The 19471-nt window shown below is 59.2% G+C and carries 11 protein-coding genes; 2 read left to right on the top strand and 9 right to left on the bottom strand.

What is annotated here, in order from left to right; all coding sequences use genetic code 11:
- Window positions 1–28: 28 nt before the first annotated feature.
- The 7 genes from rpoB to secE form a co-directional block, all read right to left on the bottom strand.
- Entirely contained in the window at window positions 29–4165 is a 4137-nt protein-coding gene (gene rpoB / locus X760_RS66880) for a DNA-directed RNA polymerase subunit beta (protein WP_023721670.1), read from the bottom strand.
- Window positions 4166–4446: 281 nt separating this feature from the next.
- On the bottom strand, window positions 4447–4824 hold the full coding sequence (rplL, locus tag X760_RS66875; RefSeq protein WP_023680442.1) for a 50S ribosomal protein L7/L12: 378 nt from the start codon (window positions 4822–4824) through the stop codon (window positions 4447–4449).
- Between the two features lie 54 nt (window positions 4825–4878).
- Window positions 4879–5397: a 50S ribosomal protein L10 gene (gene rplJ / locus X760_RS66870; protein ID WP_008875657.1), complete on the bottom strand. Its 519-nt coding sequence runs from the start codon at window positions 5395–5397 to the stop codon at window positions 4879–4881.
- Between the two features lie 391 nt (window positions 5398–5788).
- Entirely contained in the window at window positions 5789–6487 is a 699-nt protein-coding gene (gene rplA / locus X760_RS66865; RefSeq protein WP_023721669.1) for a 50S ribosomal protein L1, read from the bottom strand.
- 4 nt (window positions 6488–6491) lie between these two features.
- Window positions 6492–6920, bottom strand: coding sequence for a 50S ribosomal protein L11 (gene rplK, locus X760_RS66860; protein WP_023680440.1), 429 nt, complete (start codon window positions 6918–6920; stop codon window positions 6492–6494).
- Between the two features lie 159 nt (window positions 6921–7079).
- On the bottom strand, window positions 7080–7607 hold the full coding sequence (gene nusG, locus X760_RS66855; protein ID WP_006333333.1) for a transcription termination/antitermination protein NusG: 528 nt from the start codon (window positions 7605–7607) through the stop codon (window positions 7080–7082).
- A 27-nt stretch (window positions 7608–7634) separates the two neighbouring features.
- The gene (gene secE / locus X760_RS66850; protein ID WP_023721668.1) at window positions 7635–7838 is read right to left on the bottom strand and encodes a preprotein translocase subunit SecE; all 204 of its coding nucleotides are present in this window, start codon (window positions 7836–7838) and stop codon (window positions 7635–7637) included.
- 607 nt (window positions 7839–8445) lie between these two features.
- On the opposite strand from secE, the gene X760_RS66840 reads away from it, so the two are divergent.
- Both X760_RS66840 and X760_RS66835 read left to right on the top strand, forming a co-directional pair.
- Window positions 8446–9882 (top strand): HEPN domain-containing protein, encoded by a 1437-nt coding sequence (locus X760_RS66840; RefSeq protein ID WP_023721667.1) that lies wholly within the window; start codon window positions 8446–8448, stop codon window positions 9880–9882.
- A 182-nt stretch (window positions 9883–10064) separates the two neighbouring features.
- Complete coding sequence (locus X760_RS66835; RefSeq protein ID WP_023721666.1) at window positions 10065–13373, top strand: VPA1262 family protein; 3309 nt, start codon at window positions 10065–10067, stop codon at window positions 13371–13373.
- 200 nt (window positions 13374–13573) lie between these two features.
- Here X760_RS66835 and X760_RS66830 read toward each other — a convergent pair whose 3' ends face one another.
- Window positions 13574–15019 (bottom strand): hypothetical protein, encoded by a 1446-nt coding sequence (locus tag X760_RS66830; protein WP_023721665.1) that lies wholly within the window; start codon window positions 15017–15019, stop codon window positions 13574–13576.
- 113 nt (window positions 15020–15132) lie between these two features.
- Complete coding sequence (locus tag X760_RS66825) at window positions 15133–19236, bottom strand: hypothetical protein (protein WP_156948218.1); 4104 nt, start codon at window positions 19234–19236, stop codon at window positions 15133–15135.
- Between the last annotated feature and the right edge of the window lie 235 nt (window positions 19237–19471).

Below are 19471 nucleotides of genomic sequence, written 5' to 3'. Positions count from 1 at the left end.
GCGGGAAGGCCGCGGCCGGACGTCTTGCTTACTCGGCCGCGTCGGGCAGCCGGATCGGGTTGTCGTCGAGCTTGGTGTTCTCCAACTCGACATTGAGGCCGAGAGACCGCATTTCCTTAACGAGAACGTTGAAGCTCTCGGGGATGCCGGCCTCGAATGTGTCGTCGCCTCTGACGATCGCCTCGTAGACCTTGGTGCGGCCGGCGACGTCATCCGACTTCACCGTCAGCATCTCCTGCAGCGTGTAGGCGGCGCCGTACGCTTCAAGCGCCCAGACCTCCATCTCGCCAAAGCGCTGGCCACCGAACTGCGCCTTGCCGCCCAGCGGCTGCTGGGTAACGAGCGAGTACGGCCCGATCGAACGCGCGTGGATCTTGTCGTCCACAAGGTGGTGAAGCTTGAGCATATATATGTAGCCCATCGTCACTTTGCGATCGAACGGTTCGCCGGTGCGTCCGTCATAGAGCTGCGACTGACCGCTGGTGTGCAGGCCCGCCTGCTCCAGCATGATGTTGATGTCGGCCTCGTGCGCGCCGTCGAACACCGGTGTCGCGATGGAGACGCCGCGGCGCATCTGCTCGCTGAGGCGAACGATGCTCTCGTCGTCATATTCGCGGACCGGCTCGTTGCGGTCATTGGCCGGCATGAAGCTCTCAAGCGTCTTGCGCAGCGGCTTGATGTCGCCCGCCGTCTTGTACGCATCGATCAGATCGCCGATCTTCTTGCCCATTCCGGCGCAAGCCCAGCCCAGATGCGTTTCCAGGATCTGGCCGACATTCATGCGGCTCGGCACACCCAGCGGGTTGAGCACGATGTCGGCATGCGTGCCGTCCTCGAGGAAAGGCATGTCCTCGACCGGAACGATCCGCGACACGACACCCTTGTTGCCGTGCCGGCCGGCCATCTTGTCGCCGGGCTGCATCTTGCGCTTCACGGCCACGAAGACCTTGACCATCTTCATGACGCCCGGAGGCATCTCGTCGCCGCGCTGCACCTTCTCGACCTTGTCCATGAAGCGCTGCTCGAGCGCCTTCTTGGAATCGTCGTACTGGCCACGCAGGGCTTCCAGTTCGCTCTGGAGCTTTTCGTTCTCCACGGCAAACTGCCACCACTGCGAACGCGGATACTCGTCGAGCGTGTCCTTCGACAGCTTCGAGCCCTTCTTGAAGCCCTTCGGCCCGGCAATCGCCTCCTTGCCGACGAGAACGTCGGAAAGGCGCGAATAGACGTTACGGTCGAGGATCGCCTGCTCGTCGTCGCGGTCCTTGGCGAGGCGTTCGATCTCCTCGCGCTCGATCGCCATGGCGCGCTCGTCCTTCTCGACACCGTGGCGGTTGAAGACGCGCACTTCGACGACGGTGCCGAAGGTTCCCGGAGGCATGCGCATGGAGGTATCGCGCACGTCCGAGGCCTTTTCACCGAAGATGGCGCGCAGCAGCTTTTCTTCCGGCGTCATCGGGCTTTCGCCCTTCGGCGTGATCTTGCCGACCAGGATGTCGCCCGGCTGCACTTCCGCACCAATGTAGACGATGCCGGCCTCATCGAGGTTCTTCAGCGCTTCTTCCGAGACGTTCGGGATATCGCGCGTGATCTCCTCCGGCCCGAGCTTGGTGTCGCGGGCCATGACTTCGAACTCCTCGATGTGGATCGAGGTGAAGACGTCGTCGGCGACGATGCGCTCGGACAAGAGGATGGAATCCTCGTAGTTGTAGCCATTCCACGGCATGAACGCGACCAGCACGTTGCGGCCGAGGGCCAGATCACCGAGCTCGGTCGACGGGCCGTCGGCGATGATGTCGCCCTTGTTGACCCGGTCGCCCATGCGCACCAGCGGACGCTGGTTGATGCAGGTGTTCTGGTTCGAACGCTGGAACTTCATCAGCCGGTAGATATCGACGCCGGACTTGCCGGGATCGAGATCTTCCGTGGCGCGGATGACGATACGCGTCGCGTCCACCTGGTCGACGATGCCGCCGCGGCGGGCGCCGATGGCGGCGCCCGAGTCACGGGCGACGATCGGCTCCATGCCGGTGCCGACGAACGGCGCTTCGGCGCGCACCAGCGGCACGGCCTGACGCTGCATGTTCGAGCCCATCAGCGCGCGGTTGGCGTCGTCGTTCTCAAGGAACGGAATCAGGGCCGCGGCCACCGACACCATCTGCTTCGGCGACACGTCCATCAGATCGACGTTTTCGCGCGGCGCCATCATCACTTCGCCGGCGTTACGGCAAATGACGAATTCGTCGACGAAATGACCATTCTTGTCGAGCTCGGCATTGGCCTGCGCGACGTGGTGCTTGGCCTCTTCCATAGCCGACAGGTAGACGACCTCATTGGTCAGCTTGCCGTTGACGATCTTGCGGTACGGGCTCTCGATGAAGCCGTATTTGTTGACACGCGCGAAGGTCGCAAGCGAGTTGATCAGGCCGATATTCGGGCCTTCCGGCGTCTCGATCGGGCAGATGCGGCCGTAATGCGTCGGGTGCACGTCGCGCACCTCGAACCCGGCACGCTCGCGGGTCAGGCCGCCCGGTCCAAGCGCCGACAGGCGGCGCTTGTGGGTGATCTCCGACAGCGGGTTGGTCTGATCCATGAACTGCGACAGCTGCGAGGAACCGAAGAACTCGCGCACGGCGGCAGCCGCCGGCTTGGCGTTGATCAGGTCCTGCGGCATCACCGTGTCGATCTCGATCGAGGACATACGTTCCTTGATCGCGCGCTCCATGCGCAGCAGGCCGACGCGGTACTGGTTCTCCATCAGCTCGCCGACCGAGCGCACGCGGCGGTTGCCGAGATTGTCGATGTCGTCGATCTCGCCCTTGCCGTCGCGCAGTTCGACCAGCGTCTTGACCACGGCCAGGATGTCGTCCTTGCGCAGCACGCGCACGGTATCCTCGGCCTTGAGCTCGAGGCGCATGTTCATCTTGACGCGGCCGACGGCCGAAAGATCATAGCGCTCGCTGTCGAAGAACAGCGAGTTGAACATGGCTTCGGCGGTCTCGAGCGTCGGCGGCTCACCGGGGCGCATGACGCGGTAGATGTCGAACAGCGCGTCCTGGCGGCTCTCGTTTTTGTCGACGTTGAGCGTGTTGCGGATATAAGCGCCGACATTGACGTGATCGATGTCGAGAACCTTGATCTCGTCATCGCCGGTGCCGAGAAGCACTTTCAGCGTCTTTTCATCGATCTCGTCGCCGGCTTCGAGGAAAATCTCGCCGGTGCCATAGTTGACGATGTCCTCGGCAAGGTAGTTGCCGAGCAGATCCTCGTCGGTCGCCTTGATCGCCTTAAGACCTTTTTCGCCAAGCGCCCTGGCCTGGCGGGCAGTGATCTTCTTGCCGGCCTCGACGACGACCTCGCCGGTGTCGGCGTCAACCAGGTCACCAACGGCCTTGAGGCCGCGGAAACGCTCGACGTTGAAGGGAATGCGCCAATGGTCGCCGGCGCGCTTGTAGGTGATTTTGTTGTAGAAGGTCGACAGGATCTCTTCGCCGTCCATGCCGAGCGCCATCAGCAGCGACGTCACCGGAATCTTGCGGCGGCGGTCGATACGGGCGTGCACGACGTCCTTGCTATCGAACTCGATGTCGAGCCACGAGCCGCGATAGGGAATGACGCGCGCGGCAAACAGAAGCTTGCCGGACGAATGCGACTTGCCCTTGTCATGGTCGAAGAAGACGCCCGGCGAACGGTGCATCTGCGAGACGATGACGCGCTCGGTGCCGTTGACGATGAAGGTGCCGTTCAAGGTCATGAGCGGCATGTCGCCCATGTAGACGTCCTGCTCCTTGATGTCCTTGATCGACTTCGCGCCGGTATCCTCGTCGATATCGAACACGATGAGGCGCAGCGTCACCTTGAGCGGCGCCGCATAGGTCAGGTCGCGCTGGCGGCATTCGTCAACGTCGAATTTGGGTCCTTCGAACTCGTACTTCACGAATTCCAGCATCGAGGAGCCGGAAAAATCGGAAATCGGGAAGACCGACTTGAAAACTGCCTGCAGCCCCTCGTCAGGACGCCCACCGTTGGGCTCCTCCACCATCAGGAACTGGTCATAGGATGCCTTCTGAACCTCGATCAGGTTCGGCATCTCCGCAACTTCCGGGATCTTTCCGAAAAATTTGCGTACGCGTCTGCGGCCATTGAAAGTCTGGGTCTGGGCCATCGTCGCTCCTTAGCTCAATTCTCGGGACGAGCCTCGCCGCGGCTCGCCTTGCATCTCGGGCCACCTCGGCGGCCCTGTCTTGTTGCCCGCCGCCTGTCGGCGGCTTCTTGTCTTTTCACCCACCACCAATTGGCGGTGGGCCAGAAACGGGAGAAAACCCGTTTCCTGAAGGCCGGTTTGCGGCCCTCAGGAAAGAGGTTTCGCACTCTTCGCGCCATGAGCCTCCCCTCGACGTGAAGGGAGTGGCGGACGGCGCGACGCCGTCCGCCGGTACTCAACGCTTACTTCAGTTCGACCTTGGCGCCGGCTGCTTCCAGCTGGGCCTTGAACTTGTCCGCGTCGGCCTTGGAAACGGCTTCCTTGACCGGCTTCGGAGCCGCCTCGACCAGGTCCTTGGCTTCCTTGAGGCCAAGACCGGTGATGGCGCGAACTTCCTTGATGACGTTGATCTTCTGAGCGCCTGCTTCGGTGAGGACGACGTCGAATTCCGTCTTTTCCTCGACCGGAGCAGCAGCGGCCGCGGCGCCGCCAGCAGCGGCAACCGCCACCGGAGCAGCGGCGGAAACGCCCCACTTTTCTTCAAGAAGCTTCGACAGCTCGGCCGCCTCGAGGACGGTCAGCTTCGAAAGGTCGTCTACGATCTTTGCCAGATCAGCCATTGCAATGTTCCTTCATAAGGTTCGAACGTGTGTTTGTGATAGCGAGGAACGGCCTCATGCCGCCTCGTCCTTCCGGGCGTAAGCGCCGATGACGCGCGCGACCGAAGCCGCAGGCGCATTGACGATCTGGGCGATCCGGGTTGCCGGCGTGGCGATCATGCCAACCAGCCTGGCGCGCAGCTCATCGAGCGACGGAAGTGTGGCGAGTGCCTTCACACCGTCGGCGTTGAGCGAGGTGGTGCCCATTGCGCCGCCGAGAATGACGAGCTTGTCATTTCCCTTGGCGAAATCGGACGCGACCTTCGGCGCCGCAATCGGATCCTCCGAATAGGCGATCAGCGTCTGTCCCTTGAACAGCTCGATGATCGATGCGGAGTCCGTGCCCTGAAGAGCGATTTTGGCGAGACGGTTCTTCGCGACTTTGACGGTGCCACCGGCGGCGCGCATTTTCGACCGAAGGTCGTTCATTTGCGCGACGGTGATACCGGCGTAGTGGGCCACGACGACTGAACCAGCGCTTGAGAACGCATCATTCAGGCCCGTGACGAGTTCGCGTTTTTCCGCTCTGTCCACTGCCTATCTCCAGTTGACCCCTGCCCTCTACGAAGGACAGGCGTCGGGTTGCCTTTTGCCGGCCGGGCCATCCAGTAACGGATCTCCCGAACGACGCTCGAGGATCCTGCCCCCTTTCGCCACACCTGCCGGCAAGCCGGACGGTGCGCAGACAAAAGGCAAACACGGTTCGAACCTTTCATTGGAGCGTTCGCTCCTTTGTCCGGTCTTCACCCGTCTCATGCAGGCCCACATGAATTAAGGCCCACATCACCTAAGGCTTGGGGGCCGCCTGCAATCTCGGACAGGATGTCCGGAAGCCTTTCGACTTCCGGTACCGGGCCGCCGACAGGTCGGAGGCCCGGAATTCTTTCACGGATCAGCGTTTTAGCGGCCGATCCAATTGTTCGTATCAGGACGCTGCGAGCGTCGAGACGTCGAGCTTGAGGCCCGGGCCCATCGTCGAGGTGACCGACACCTTCTTGACGTAATTGCCCTTGGCACCAGCCGGCTTTGCCCTGGTCACCGCATCAGCGAAGGCGCGGACGTTCTCTTCCAGCGCCTTGACGTCGAACGAGACCTTGCCGACGCCGGCATGAACGATGCCGGCCTTCTCGACGCGGAACTCGACGGCGCCGCCCTTCGATGCCTTCACGGCGGCGGCCACGTCGGCGGTGACGGTGCCGACCTTCGGGTTCGGCATCATGCCGCGCGGGCCGAGCACCTTGCCGAGACGGCCGACCAGCGGCATCATGTCCGGCGTGGCGATGCAGCGGTCGAAGTCGATCGTGCCCTTCTGGACGATGTCGACCAGATCCTCGGCTCCGACGATGTCGGCGCCGGCGGCCTTGGCCTCCTCGGCCTTGTCACCGCGCGCGAACACGGCGACGCGAACGCTGCGGCCGGTGCCGTTCGGCAGGTTGACCACGCCGCGGACCATCTGGTCGGCATGGCGGGGGTCGACGCCGAGGTTCATCGCGACTTCGATGGTCTCGTCGAACTTCACCGAGGAGCGATCCTTGAGCAGCTTCAGCGCCTCACCCAAAGCGTAAGCCTTGTTGGGATCGATGCCTTCGCGGGTCTGCGATACACGCTTTGCAATCTTTGCCATGATCTCAGCCCACCACTTCCAGACCCATCGAGCGGGCGGAGCCCTCGACCATGCGCATGGCCGCCTCGACGTCGTTTGCGTTCAGATCCTTCATCTTCTGCTCGGCGATGGCGCGCACCTTGTCGCGGCCGATCGTGCCGGCCTTGACCTTGCCCGGCTCCTTCGAGCCCGACTTCAGGTTCGCGGCCTTCTTCAGGAAGTAGCTCACCGGCGGCGTCTTCATGACGAAGGTGAACGACTTGTCCTGATAGTAGGTGATGACGACCGGAACCGGCGAACCCTTTTCCATTTCCTGGGTCTGCGCGTTGAACGCCTTGCAGAACTCCATGATGTTGATGCCACGCTGACCAAGCGCCGGGCCGATCGGGGGCGACGGCGTGGCCGATCCCGCGGAAACCTGGAGCTTGAGCTGGCCTGCAATTTTCTTAGCCATCTCTCTTCCTGCCTTTTCTCATGCCGGTCTTGCCGGCGGTTGCAGTCTGGTGGTGCGGTCCGCGCGGCCGGCTAAAGCCGCATTCGCCTCCCACCCGTTTTGGCCGCGCGATCTCCGCGCCGCCTTCCCTGCCGCCGAAACCGGTGCAGGGATTTCGGATCAGCCCTTCTCGACCTGTCCGAATTCCAGATCGACCGGCACGGCACGCCCGAAGATCGATACTTCCACCTTGAGCCGCGCCCGCTCTTCGTCCACTTCCTGGACGAAACCGTTGAACGACGCGAATGGTCCATCCGAAACGCGGATCGCTTCGCCGATCTCGAACGTCACCGACGGCTTCGGCCGCTCGACGCCTTCCTGAACCTGGTTCAGGATACGCTGGGCTTCGGCTTCGGTGATCGGCACCGGCTTGGAGTCGCCCAGGAAACCGGTGACCTTCGGCGTGTTCTTGACGAGCGAGAACACGGCATCGGTCAGATTGGCCTTCAACAGCACATAGCCCGGAAAGAACTTGCGCTCGGCATCGACCTTGCGGCCGCGGCGGATCTCGACGACCTTCTCGGTCGGCACCACGATCTGCTCGATGTCGGCGGACAGGCCCTTCTGCTTGGCCTTGTTCTCGATGTCCTCGGCGACCTTCTTTTCAAAGTTCGAGTAGGCGTGGACGATGTACCACCGCGCGGTCATTTTAAGACTTCTCCGTAATCGCCGGACTTACTGTCCGAGGCCGAGGATTTTTTCGACCGCAAAGCCCATGGCCACGTCTGCGGTAAAGAAAAAGATCATCGCGATGACCGCGAACACAAGGACCATCACCGTCGAGATCACCGTTTCGCGCCGCGACGGCCAAGTGACCTTGGCAGTCTCCGCGCGAACCTGCTGGAGAAAGGTGAAAGGATTTGTGGTTTTCGAAGCCATATGCCGCTCTGTCTGCAAGACCCGTTGGCCGGGTCTCCTGGATGATCCCGCTGGCCGGGACGTGCCGCTTGAGCGTGCGTTCGCGCCGAATCAGCGCAATCATTTCGCCCATGCAAATCAGACGCGTAAAGCCGGCTTCCCAGCTCCACGCGTCGCGTGTCTGTTTCGTCTACATAAAACCGATTCTTGATCCACGCAAGTGGCAAGTGTCCGCTTTATGACCAAACGCCGCCTCGGAACCATCCAGTCGTCCCGTCCCGGCTATGCGGCCCTTATGCCGCAACTTATGCTATATGGCAAGTCACAAGCCGGTTTTCAAAGGCTGCGCTGCAAAAGAATCGTTTTTTAGGTATCCATTCGTAGGAATGGCACGGGCAGCAGGGCTCGAACCTACGACCTGCGGTTTTGGAGACCGAATAGCCTTCTCACATCTACTTGTTTACAAAGCGGTATTTGGCATTTTTCTAATCGATGTGCAAGGATTTGTGTAGCACTAGGTGGCTTTTTCGGCCAGATTCTAGCTTGCAAGCTATGCGTTTGCGCCATCGCCTTTGTTGACCCAAGAATGCGACGGGTGACACCATATCTGTAATGCAAAGGAGCTAGGATGCCTGCACCACTTGGACTGCGCGACAGCTTCACCGAAGAAGGCTTCTGGTGGCTGGCGGGGAAGGAAGCCGACCCGATAGCCGGCACGCTGACGTTCTCCCCTACCGATGGCGCGACGCTCAGTTTGTTGGGATTTGTTCGGGATAGCGCATCGCCCTTCCGCTCATTTGTAGACAATGACGACGAACGGGCCACAATCTATGGCACGACCAAGAAGGGTAAGCCGGTCACTCTGCTTCGACCAATCAATAAGTCCCGGCAGATCAATATGCCCGGGATCCCAAACGAGACATGGACCTCCAGCCTATGCGTCGTCGGCATTCATCTCGAAGACGATGACAAGGATCAGGTTTTCTCGCGGAGTTATCTCCGGTTTGAATCGATAGAACAGTGGCTTCAGAGTAAGCCTTTCACCACAACGGTCGATCAGGACAGTCGGGTTCTCACGGTCAGTGGAAATCCCTCTCGTGAGGAGCATTTCGCGAGCCATCAAGACTTTGAATTGACGTCGGTCGGCAGCCTATTTTCCAGCAATGAACCAGCCACCCACTTTACGATCGACGTGTTCAGCCAGTTGGCCCTCATACCGCAAGCACCGCAATCCCTTAACTGGCACATGTCGAGGGCCATGCGCATACAGGGGCTGGCCTCCCTCTGCATGGGCCACTATCTTCCGTTGCACTCTTTGGAGCTGCGCGGGCCCGTCGACGATCTGGGTAATGGGTTCAAGAAACCCCGAGACGTTCATGTCTATGCCCAGTTGACGCATCCGGAAGCCGGGCATCGCCCGGCCCATGAACCTCCGCTAATCTCCGGACCAGAGCTCATCGCCATCAATCCAGGCGCTGTACAACTCTGGTTTGATCAATACGAATTGTTTGATCCTGCAATAGCCCTGTTTTTCACGATTAGTAGCCAACGCCAAATGTTCACCAATGTTCGCTTGCTGCTTGCTATCCAGGCCTTGGAGGTTTTTCATCGCCGTACGAGCGACTCATCCCTGATGCCGGAATCCGACTTCGCTAAGTTCGCGAAGGCCTTGACGGACGCCATCCCCCCATCAGCCAATACGGCGATGAAAGAGAGGCTCAAAGCTAGCTATCAGTTCGTGAATGAGCCAAGCCTCGGACAGCGCCTCCGGTCAATCGCCGGGGACCTAGCGAGCGCACTCGGTACCCCACCTCCTGCGTTTCACAAGGGATACCTTCGGAAGCTCGTCGACACTCGCAACTACTACACGCACTTCTCGGCGACCCTCAAAGATAAGGCCTTGGATGGTGCCGGCATGCATTGGGCGAGCCGGCGCGTCGTTCTTCTTCTTACGTTCCTATTCCTTCAGAGGCTTGGGATTGCAGCCAAGAGCATCGTGCCCCTGCTTGAACGGCATCGCGAATTCTCGCAGCTGTGGGCGACTGCCGAAAATCCTCGGTTTTGACTCACAGTGCTGCAGGGAAGTGTCCCATCGCAAATGGCTGACTTGGGTGAGGTTCAAAAGGGGCGTATGCCCCAAACCCGAGGCGCTAGCATGAGCAACTGAATGTTCTCCTCGACTATTTTCTTACAACTTCGAATATTAACAAATGTGATTATGCGCTGAAAGGTACTAGTAATAAACCGATGGCACCTAAACTAGACGACCTACTCAATGACAGCCGACTAGCGCGTCTATTTTCAGCGGACGCTCGTAGCTGTGCGTTACAGTTGTGGATCTTGCAGATCAAATCCGAGCAGTCGGTCGAAAATCGTATCATCTACGGCCGCCTCCTTCCCTATAGCTATTCCAGCGATAGCTGGTCCGCTAGCGATGACGATGATTTTCATGCCTTTGGGCAAGTGGAAGCTCAGGTTGTTCAGCTAAACTTGTACGCCACAAGCGTCCGTTGCGCGGAGGTCCTCAAGCAATTGAGCGCTGGCCGTACCATTTCGGCAATCAGCGAAGATCTGAAGGTCGGACTTTCGGAAAAGCTGAAAACACGGTTCGGGGCGATCGCACTGGCTGCTGATAAGCTGGTCTACCGCCCCGTCGCCTACCTGCTCAACCGCGACGCGCATGACCGAAGGGCGCCCTCCAGCCCACATGGCGGAGCTGGGGCCCTCAGCGCTTCGATCTCTCAAACCGACAAGGCAGCGCTATTCCGCATAGGTCAGGACTACGACGTCGCTCTCACCGAATGGGTCGTCAAGCACCTCAACGCACACACAGGTCTAGACTTCGGCGGAGCTGACATCTCCCGGTTTGGTGAGCTGGAGTTGATGGTTTTTCCTGTGTTGGACGACCTGGAACGACCCTTGATGAACGTCACCTGGACGGATGCCCCGTTTGCCTTGGTCGTCCGATTTAACCCAATACAGGTAGCTCACTTCAGCGGCTTTCACTTTCGCCTCAACATCGAGAACGGCGATCAAATTACCTACTCGGCCATTGCCCCTGCAGAACGTGACGCAGAAGGGATTTTCCAGTGCAAGTTCGAGCTGAACGAGCTGTTACGGACGAAAATCGACAGCACTGAACTTGAGATCTTTGGGCTTGATGGCGACCATTCCGGCCAGAGCACGCTGTGTTGCCGGTGGCGGATCGGATATATTCGGGAAATTCATTTTCAAGCCCTTGGGGTGGGCGACAGGACCAGTCCAGTCAAGTTTGACTGGCTGGAAAAAGCCACCCGACCGTCCGCTTCAGCAAGAGTTAAGGCTGCTCTGACGATCAACCGCGGCGATCTCGGTTTCGCCAGTCGCATCGGCGGGCGCAATGCGGATCTTTGGGTCCCGGCCAACCGCGAACTAGTAGCTCTTTTCGCTCGTCTCCATCCACCGAAGTCGGAGGGGCGGTTCTTTCTGCGCTGGAGCCAGGGCGACGGGGACGGGAGACTGCAATTTGTAGAATGGCTTAAGGCACTGCTAGCCAAATACAAGCAGCACCAGATAGTTGTTTTCGATCCCTATTTTGAGGATGTCGGCTTAGGTTTGTTGTTGCTCTGTGCAGCACCAAAGGCCGACTTCATAGTCTTCACGACTCTATCCAAGCCATCCAAGCCAGGCGAAGCCGCGCAGAGCGAATCTGACACACCCCCGCCGAGCCGGATCAACAACTTGATGGCGAGTTGCGAGCACAACCGCCATTTGCTCGAACACATGAAGCTGCGCATCTATGGCTTGAAGGACGGCCGACTGCATGATCGCTATATCCTGATCGTGGCACCGGACGGGCTACCCACCGCTGGTTTTAACCTATCCAACTCATTTCAGAAAGCCGCCGAGAACTATCCTTTGCTTATCACTCCGATTCCTTCGGATACACTCCTCAAAATTGAGGATTACGCGTCGGGTCTGGTGCGGGAGACGGAGGCCGCGCAATCCGAAAGCGAGGACGAGAACCCATCCATGCGGCTTCTTTTCGAAGCTACGGCGGTGCCCAGGGAGCCCCGACGATATGAGCCGTTGCGTATACTCGAGAACGCCCAAGCTGGCGACGTTCTGAGCATGTGGGCCGGAGAACTGTCACTACGAGGGTTGAGCGGAAGTCCGCTGAAGGAGCGGATGTCAGAGTTGGGCCTGCTCAAACATGATGGGCTCGCGTTGGCTGAGACGGGGAGCTTGCGCAACTGCCTCGACCAGCAGAAAGGCGAATTCGCAAGCTTCACGGCAACTTGGGAGGTTCTCGGCGATTTGCTTGCGCATTCACACTCCGAGGATCAAGACCTCCACCAGGTCAGATACGACGGTGGTTTTCTCGCATTCCTTGCACGCTTCCTCAAGGCATCATTCGACCGTACACATGACGGGACGGACAGGGAATTGGCTGTGATGGATGCCTGCCTCTTTCGGGAGTCAGTCGAGACGCTATTACACCGGTCCCTTCGTCCTGATCATCTATTCCATCCTACAAAATACGCAGGTCTAAGCTGGGCGGAGTTCTTCGCGATCAGGTTTCTGTGGTGGTTTTCTCCAGATCCTCTACTGGCGATTGCGGAAGTCGAGATGGCCAATGCGCCAGAGCAGCCTCAAGGTCCGGACGCCGTGCGGCTGTCGCTCTTGAGCCAGATTGTCAGCGAGATTTCGCAGTCGATAGAGTTCGACATTAACGAAGAGCAAAAGGATTGCCTCATTCTCAGTAAAAATGGGCTTCTGCGCTGGATGGGGCTGAACGCGGTCGAGCGAGCGCTGGAAAAGCCGGAGGAGCGTGCCGCCGCACTGCAGTTGATCGCCACGTTTCCCTACCCAAGCCAAGTCGAGACTTTGGGCTGGATGGTTGCGCGCGCTGCAAGAAAACAAGAGAAGATTGAAATCTATAATGACTTGGTCGCAGCACTAAATGGGGCGTTGCCAACACCGATCCCGGCGGACGAGCTGAGGTGCCTAGTCGACTCGATGCGCGGGCATATGCGGGAACTCGGCTGGTCTGAGCCGTGGCTCTTTCAGGATGTCGTCTTCCCCTTGTTGCAGAGTGAACGTGCGAGCACCGATGATGCCTGCGCGATTTGGGCGGAAGAACTGGCTGCCTTGCTCGGGCCGAAACAGGAACACCAGTCGCGGCTGTTTGAACGAGCGCGTGAGGGGCAGACGACTAACATCACCGCGTTTCTCTTCGCCCACAGCAGTCCGGAGCGACAGCAGGCCAGCCTGAAACCATTAAAGGCGATCCTTAAGCGGCACCAGCGGATCGTGCGACAGCCGCTCGCCAGCACCTCCGACTGGGCACAATGGAATGATGCCTTGGTGGTATCGATGTGGATGCTGATCTTTACTCGCTGGGGTCAGTACTATTTGCGCAGTCGCGGCATGACAAACCGCGAGCTGGAGGAATTATCGCGAGACGCTCACGAGCTCGCAATGGTCAGACCGATGTACGAATGGCAGTCGAAGGGCACTGGCGAGCTCGCCGCTTTCCTCGACCAAGTGGAGGAGCTCTTAGGCCCGAGCGACTAGTCGAAAAACGACGGCAAAGTCGTCAAACCGATAGATTTTCCTTAGGAGACCGAACCACCTTCCACCTTCTGCATCTCGTTGCAAAGCAAAAATAGACCATTTTGTAAACGATGTGCAGGTGTAGGAACGTCGGGCGAGAATATTGGCGACGAACGGTGCGGCTACGGCGATACTGCCCGTCGCATAGCCAGCGGGCAGCGTTAAACGTCTGCTGAACCGAGCTCCCGCGCTGTCCTGGCGTCCGCCCAAAGCTGGTAGGTCGCGAAGGGATGGGGACAGTATCTGTTCAAGATGGCATTGATGCGATCTGGGTCAACACCCAGTTCGCGGATCGTGCACAGAAGCGCCACCGTTTCCACGGCCGAAGTGGCGATAACAAACTCCAGGAAGTCGGCTTCATTTGTTCCGCTCGATCCATGCGCGGCGCTGTTGCGAAAAGCGATGGCACGCCCGCAATCGCGCTCCAGCGTGGCGGGATCGATGTCGCCGAGCCGGTCCCGGATATCGGCGATCGCCCGACGGAACCGTTCATTCAATGGAATGCGCTTCAATTCGTTGAGAACCTGTCCGAGGCGCTCGCCAGACACCCCCAACTCGCCGAAAGCACCGAGCTGTTGCGCCTCGCGGCGAAACCTGTCTAACGCGTGGCGCCGTATGCCTGCATCCAGTTGATAGTCAGGGATTGATTCAAACCATGCCATGGCGCGCAGAAGCCTGCTTCGATCGGCGAGCAGCCCGCCATGCGCGAATTGAGAAGCGAGCCAATAGGTTCCTGCCCACGCGTCCCTGCGTCTAAGCCATTCGGTCAGAGCGTTCTGTGTCCTGACGCGATCTTCCCGGGCGTAGATGCGGAAAATGTTCTCGATGCCGCACTCTTCCGGTTCGACAAATTCCGCCGGGTGCCAGGTCCGATATAGAGCAAAGTCGTCAAGGTGGTCCTCCGCCCCCTCATCTGACCTTTGTCCGCCTGCGCAGCGCACCGCCAGCCCCGTTTCCCGCAACGCTTTTCCCTCCGAGAGTTCGAAGAAAATCTGTACGTGGTAAGGAAGCTGAAGCGCTTTCAGAAGCGGTTGAGGATCGTCGTACACGATAGTGATCCATACCGACTGTTCGCCGACATCCTCGCTCCGGACGGCGGCAACCAAGGGGCTTCTGGAGAAAATGACTTTGTAATCGGTGCCTTCGATTCGCATCAATTCGCTTGGCGTATCGTCAGCCCATGCCACGGCGCGGATCAGTGCATCATGCGACGGCTTGGAAGAGTCATCATCGTCGTTTCCGAATGACAGCGATCCTCTTGCCTGAGGAAGGCAGAACTCGAACACCGAGACCCTGTCCGTCTCACGCCATTCACGTGCACCTGCTAAAAGATATTGTGCCCGGATAAGCTGGTGATCTATCGCGCGCCCGCCGCGATAGGCCCGCGTGCCCCAGCACGATTGGCCGCATCGAACGAGCGCGGCGAGCTGGCCCGTTTCCAAAACCAGGCAAAGGTCTTCCCCTGGTCCCAGTGGACGAACTTGCTCCTGCCGATCGAAAGCAAACAATGAAGCGGTGATGAGGCCGTTTCCGACACGCAGTTGGCCGCTCCAGTGTCCTGGGATCTGCCTGCAATTAACATCGATAACGAAGGGCTGCCCGGCCATGACCCTATCGATAGCGCGTTCCCGCCTTTCGAACAATCAGGCGACCCGCATCGGTCGCTGGACAGACTTCAGATGTTTCCACGGCGATAAACAGGGAGCTTCAGCGGGCGTTTCTATCTTAACATCGGCCACGGCCTACCGGATGCAACATGGGGATGGCGGGTGCCGGTGCCAAAACCATCTTCACGATCGCGGTTGGCATCCACTTCAGTCAAACAAGCGCGGGCAAAGGCCGCTACATTATCGTCCGTAGCAGTCAGGTCGAACAGTCCGGCACGCAAGCGAGCCACGTCCCGCGGCACAAGCGCGTAGCTTGTCCCGCTTTCATCGAGAGGTTGACGGGTGTAGATAAGGTCCTGAGCGACGCGGTAGGACGAGCCCATGATCCTGGAGGCGGCTGGGTCGGCCATTATCATGAGGATCGTGTCCAAATCTTCGCTTTCGGCAAGCATTTGTCCGAGAAGCACTTTGCCGCCGTCATCACGAGCTTCTGCAAAACGTTCTGGAAGTGAATCACGCAAGCCGGGCGTAAGGCTATTGTAGAGCTTACGGGCGTAGTCGAAGCCCATGGCATTGTGGATGTCGCCTTGGCCGAGCCGCCCCGCTGCAATATCGGTGAGGAGTTCAAGGGTCTGTGCACCCACCACGCTGAGTACGCGATAAAACTCATGTTCTCCAGTTAGGTTGGGAAAGCGATCTACTAATCGACGCAGGAGATCGGCGCGTAGTTGTTCGTCGACGAATGGCAACGAGCGGAGGATGTCTCGCGATCGCCACTCCGCTGGCTTGAATCGCCCAAACACAAGGTCGATTCCCTCGAATATGCTATCGGGCCGATCGCTCATAGGAAGTAATTGAAGCCAACGAATCAGCAAACCGAGTTCATTATCATTGATCCAGTTCCCTTTGCCGTGGCTCTCGATGGCTTGACCGAGAGCTGCCAGGGACAGGTCGGCCGAAAGTACAACGCCACTCACCACGATCCGTTCAGCCAATTCAAGCTTGCCCCAGCTATCGGCTTCAGCAGCCATAAGTGTGTCCAGCAGAGCTTTCTGATCACCATGAGGCAACAGGACCCCTGCCCCAGCCAACTTCGCTGCTCGGGCGGAAGCCTTTGAGTTTCCTTCCCCGGCTGCTCGCTCCGCTGACGCAAAAATCGCAGCGGCAGAGGGAACCGGATGTTGGTCCCGTGCCCGATTGGCTGCCACACGGTCAAACTCTGGCCATTGCGGGAAACGACCATCGCGGGCTGGTTCGTTATTCCGCTGCCAGATTAGCTGTAAACCAACGGCGGCATCTGCACCAAAATCCTCGTCATCAAGGTGGGCTATCAAAACTGCCTCGGCCTGAGCATCCGCAACTTGGACCAGTGCATTGCGGTAGTCCCAACTGTGGGAAACCTGCAGTTCCCGCATGGCCTGCCGATTGGAACGGTTGACGGCAAAGGCCTCCTTTGCATCGCCTCGTATTCTTAAGTCGGCGGTGAGCATCTCTGCGAGGGTTGTTACCTGCGAGGCATGTGGAATACGTCGCATTGCCCATGTCAATTTGCCCATCACCGACCGGTCTGCACCAGCATCAAGCAAACGTCGGGCCCACACGTTGAGCAGTTCAACGGTGGTTCGGCGCAAATCCTCCGGCAGTACGAGTTGCGTCTCGCCTGCGGACCGACCGTAGCCACTGATAAGGTCCGCCAGATCCTTGATCACATCCGGCGTGAGGTTGTCGTCATACCCGGCTACGATATCAAAAAAGATATTGGACCTAGTCTGCGCCAGTCGGTCCGCGAGTGTTCGGCCAAGTGCGTAAGCAGCACGGTCGTCACTAGCCCGATGCATTGCCTTAGCTGCAAGATAACGCTCTACCAGCTCCTTTACAGTCGCGGAACCCGCAAGGTACCCGGCCACTCCTACGTGTTCTTTGGATTCGCCATCAAGAACGAGATTTCTAATTGGCGTCTCGTCTGTCGGCTCGACCTTGGCCAGATATTCGCTGGGGCGGAATGGCAATGTCTGTTCCCGCTCCACTCGTTGCTTGAGTGCAGCTCCCACTGCCTCAGGAAAGCGTCCGGCAGCTTCGTGCAGGACGTTCGCGCCGTGGTCGCGAAAAGAGAATGCAGCCTCTGCAAGGGTTTCTGCGATTACAGTCGGCATCTCCGCATCGGTTAAGTCGCGCAAGGCGCGGCCTAGACGATTTTCCGGATTGGTATCCATGGCGACTAAGCGGCGTTTGCGCTCTATGATGTCGGCGCGAATTGGCCCATCTGCGATGAAGTCAATGTAGCCGCTTTCGGCAACCTTCTCGGCAAGTGCATCGCCGGACTGCCGCAGCAGTTCTTCAGCCTGCGCAGTTGCGCCGCGAAACGACAAGCCCTCAAATACGCGATAGCGAATATCGGTGGATGGTTCCGTTGCAGCCAGTCGCAGCGCAAGATCGATCCCCGCGCGATCGCCGTCATAGGCCAGCCCGGCGGCCAGACCTCCGCGAACCTCTTCGGCAAGTCCGCCATAGTCCCTTAAGAGCCGCTCGCCGATGGTGGCGGGGTTGAAACGGCGAACCAGCCGCAGACTCTCGCTTTGGGTCTGTTGGTCGGCACTTGAGACAAGTGCCCAGACATCATCACTAAACTCAGGTCTACCGGTCGCCACCATGAACCCCGCGGCGCGGTCCGGCGCACCCGGTTGATGCCAGGCGCGAGCAAAGAGAATAATAGCGTCCGAGACCCGGTTCCATACTGCTTGCCCCGACCGATTGACGAGCGTGGCAGCAAAAAGTGGGTCGATCTTCAGCGATAGTTCGATGAGCTCAGCTACCGCTTGCACCCCGCGATCATCACCGCGCGACATTCTCTGGCAGGCAAACAGAAACGCCTCGCCCCAGAAATAGTGGTCCAGCTTCCCACTGACGAGTGGATGCTGGAGGCTCAATGTGCCAGCGGCTGCTCGAATTTCGTCTTCCAAGTCTAGCGAGGCATACCACTCCTGAATTTGCTGGTGCTGGAAAGCGTAAACAGGACCGCCATCGCGCACCAGCACGTGCGCCGCGACTAAAATATCGAGCACAGCCGCCGCATTATGTGGTGTCGCAACCAGCCCGGCGTCCCGCAACCGGACGTTTATAGCCCCAACGACCCTTTGCGCCGCGTCCTCTTTGAGCGAGGTTGTTTCCGCGTGTTGTGCCGCGCTCGCCAAAGCCCGCAGGTAATCCTGCTGGCGGTCGGCGAACTCGCGGTGGAATAGCTCTGCTTGGGCGGCATCAACCTCGTGCGCCGCCACCATCCGTCTGAGCAAATCCTCCTTATCGGCGGGTAAAACACCGCCATCGCTGATATCGAGCAAAGACCAGAGATAAAGTGGTACGGAAACGAGTTCACTAAGCCCTGGAGAGCGCCAGGCTGCATCGACAACACTGGCCCCAGCCTCGCCCCTAATCGCTCTCGCGATCTCCATCTGTTGCGCCAGCGACAGTGGTAGCATGCTGAACGGTTGTCCTGCGAACGGCACGTCAATCGCCTGACGCCTGCTGCTCATGACGAGGTGCAACAACGGGTACTCCCGCTCAAGCGTTTGCACTTCAGCGATCAGCCGCCGGCGAGCTGCTGGTGGCACCTCGTTCCAACCGTCCAGCAAGAGAGCAACCTCGCCGTGGAATGCAAGAAACTGCAAATGTTTGACAGTCAGTGTGCCGAAGGCGTTTCGGGCTGCTATCCAATCTAAAAGGCTAACGCCAGTCTCTGCCCACTCACCTAGCGGCACCAACAGCGGCACTGGCGCATCGCCCGTCATCAGTTTCGATAATTGCACCATTGTCGTGGTCTTGCCGGTGCCTGGCGCCGAAAACAATGCGATTTTTTGGACTGCCATAAGCACACGCGGCAGCCGCTCAAGAGACACCGGTCCATGCACTATGTTGCTGTCTTCCGCCGCCAGTGACAGACCCACGGCGTGGCGGGGCCAGCGGTCTGTCGCCTCGAATGTCTCGGCGTGGGTGTGCGCGGCTGCCAAGGCATCCCTTTTAACAGTCGGAAGGTCGGTCGCGCTCGGCAATGCCAGCCGCGCGACAACGCCCTCGAGCGATGCGATTAGCTCTGGCGTAGCGGCGTGGACCGTCGCCGGGCCTGAACCCGCCAGCAACTGTTCCAGCGCACGTCTTTCAGCTTCGGCCTTCCATTTCTGCAGAACTTCGACCGGGTACGCGTTCGGGTCGTGGTCGATCATGTGCGCGTGCATGTTACACAGCCAGATGCCGTTTTCGATGTGGCTACGTTCCGCAGGTGTTTGGGTGGCGTCGTAACGCGGACCACCCCGTGAGGCGGCTTTTATATGTGCAGCTGTACCCAAATTGAGGGCGCCTTCCTCCCCAGTGCGCGGGCCTATGGTCGCTGTTTGGCAAAAGGAGCATAGGTACCCTACACGCTGGGCGAGCTTTGTCTTTACCTCGGCTTTGAAATTG

This window comes from Mesorhizobium sp. LSHC420B00, assembly GCF_000503055.1.
Taxonomy (GTDB): Bacteria; Pseudomonadota; Alphaproteobacteria; order Rhizobiales; family Rhizobiaceae; genus Mesorhizobium.
Note: the sequence above shows the minus strand (reverse complement) of the source record. Positions and strands in the feature narration are given on the sequence as shown.

Bases quoted from the DNA above. Each gene is read 5' to 3' on its own strand.
- secE (WP_023721668.1), bottom strand. From the start codon at position 7,838: ATGGCTTCGAAAACCACAAATCCTTTCACCTTTCTCCAGCAGGTTCGC.
- rplL (WP_023680442.1), bottom strand. From the start codon at position 4,824: ATGGCTGATCTGGCAAAGATCGTAGACGACCTTTCGAAGCTGACCGTC.
- rplA (WP_023721669.1), bottom strand. From the start codon at position 6,487: ATGGCAAAGATTGCAAAGCGTGTATCGCAGACCCGCGAAGGCATCGAT.
- X760_RS66825 (WP_156948218.1), bottom strand. From the start codon at position 19,236: ATGATCGACCACGACCCGAACGCGTACCCGGTCGAAGTTCTGCAGAAA.
- rplK (WP_023680440.1), bottom strand. From the start codon at position 6,920: ATGGCTAAGAAAATTGCAGGCCAGCTCAAGCTCCAGGTTTCCGCGGGA.
- X760_RS66835 (WP_023721666.1), top strand. From the start codon at position 10,065: ATGGCACCTAAACTAGACGACCTACTCAATGACAGCCGACTAGCGCGT.
- rpoB (WP_023721670.1), bottom strand. From the start codon at position 4,165: ATGGCCCAGACCCAGACTTTCAATGGCCGCAGACGCGTACGCAAATTT.
- X760_RS66830 (WP_023721665.1), bottom strand. From the start codon at position 15,019: ATGGCCGGGCAGCCCTTCGTTATCGATGTTAATTGCAGGCAGATCCCA.
- nusG (WP_006333333.1), bottom strand. From the start codon at position 7,607: ATGACCGCGCGGTGGTACATCGTCCACGCCTACTCGAACTTTGAAAAG.
- X760_RS66840 (WP_023721667.1), top strand. From the start codon at position 8,446: ATGCCTGCACCACTTGGACTGCGCGACAGCTTCACCGAAGAAGGCTTC.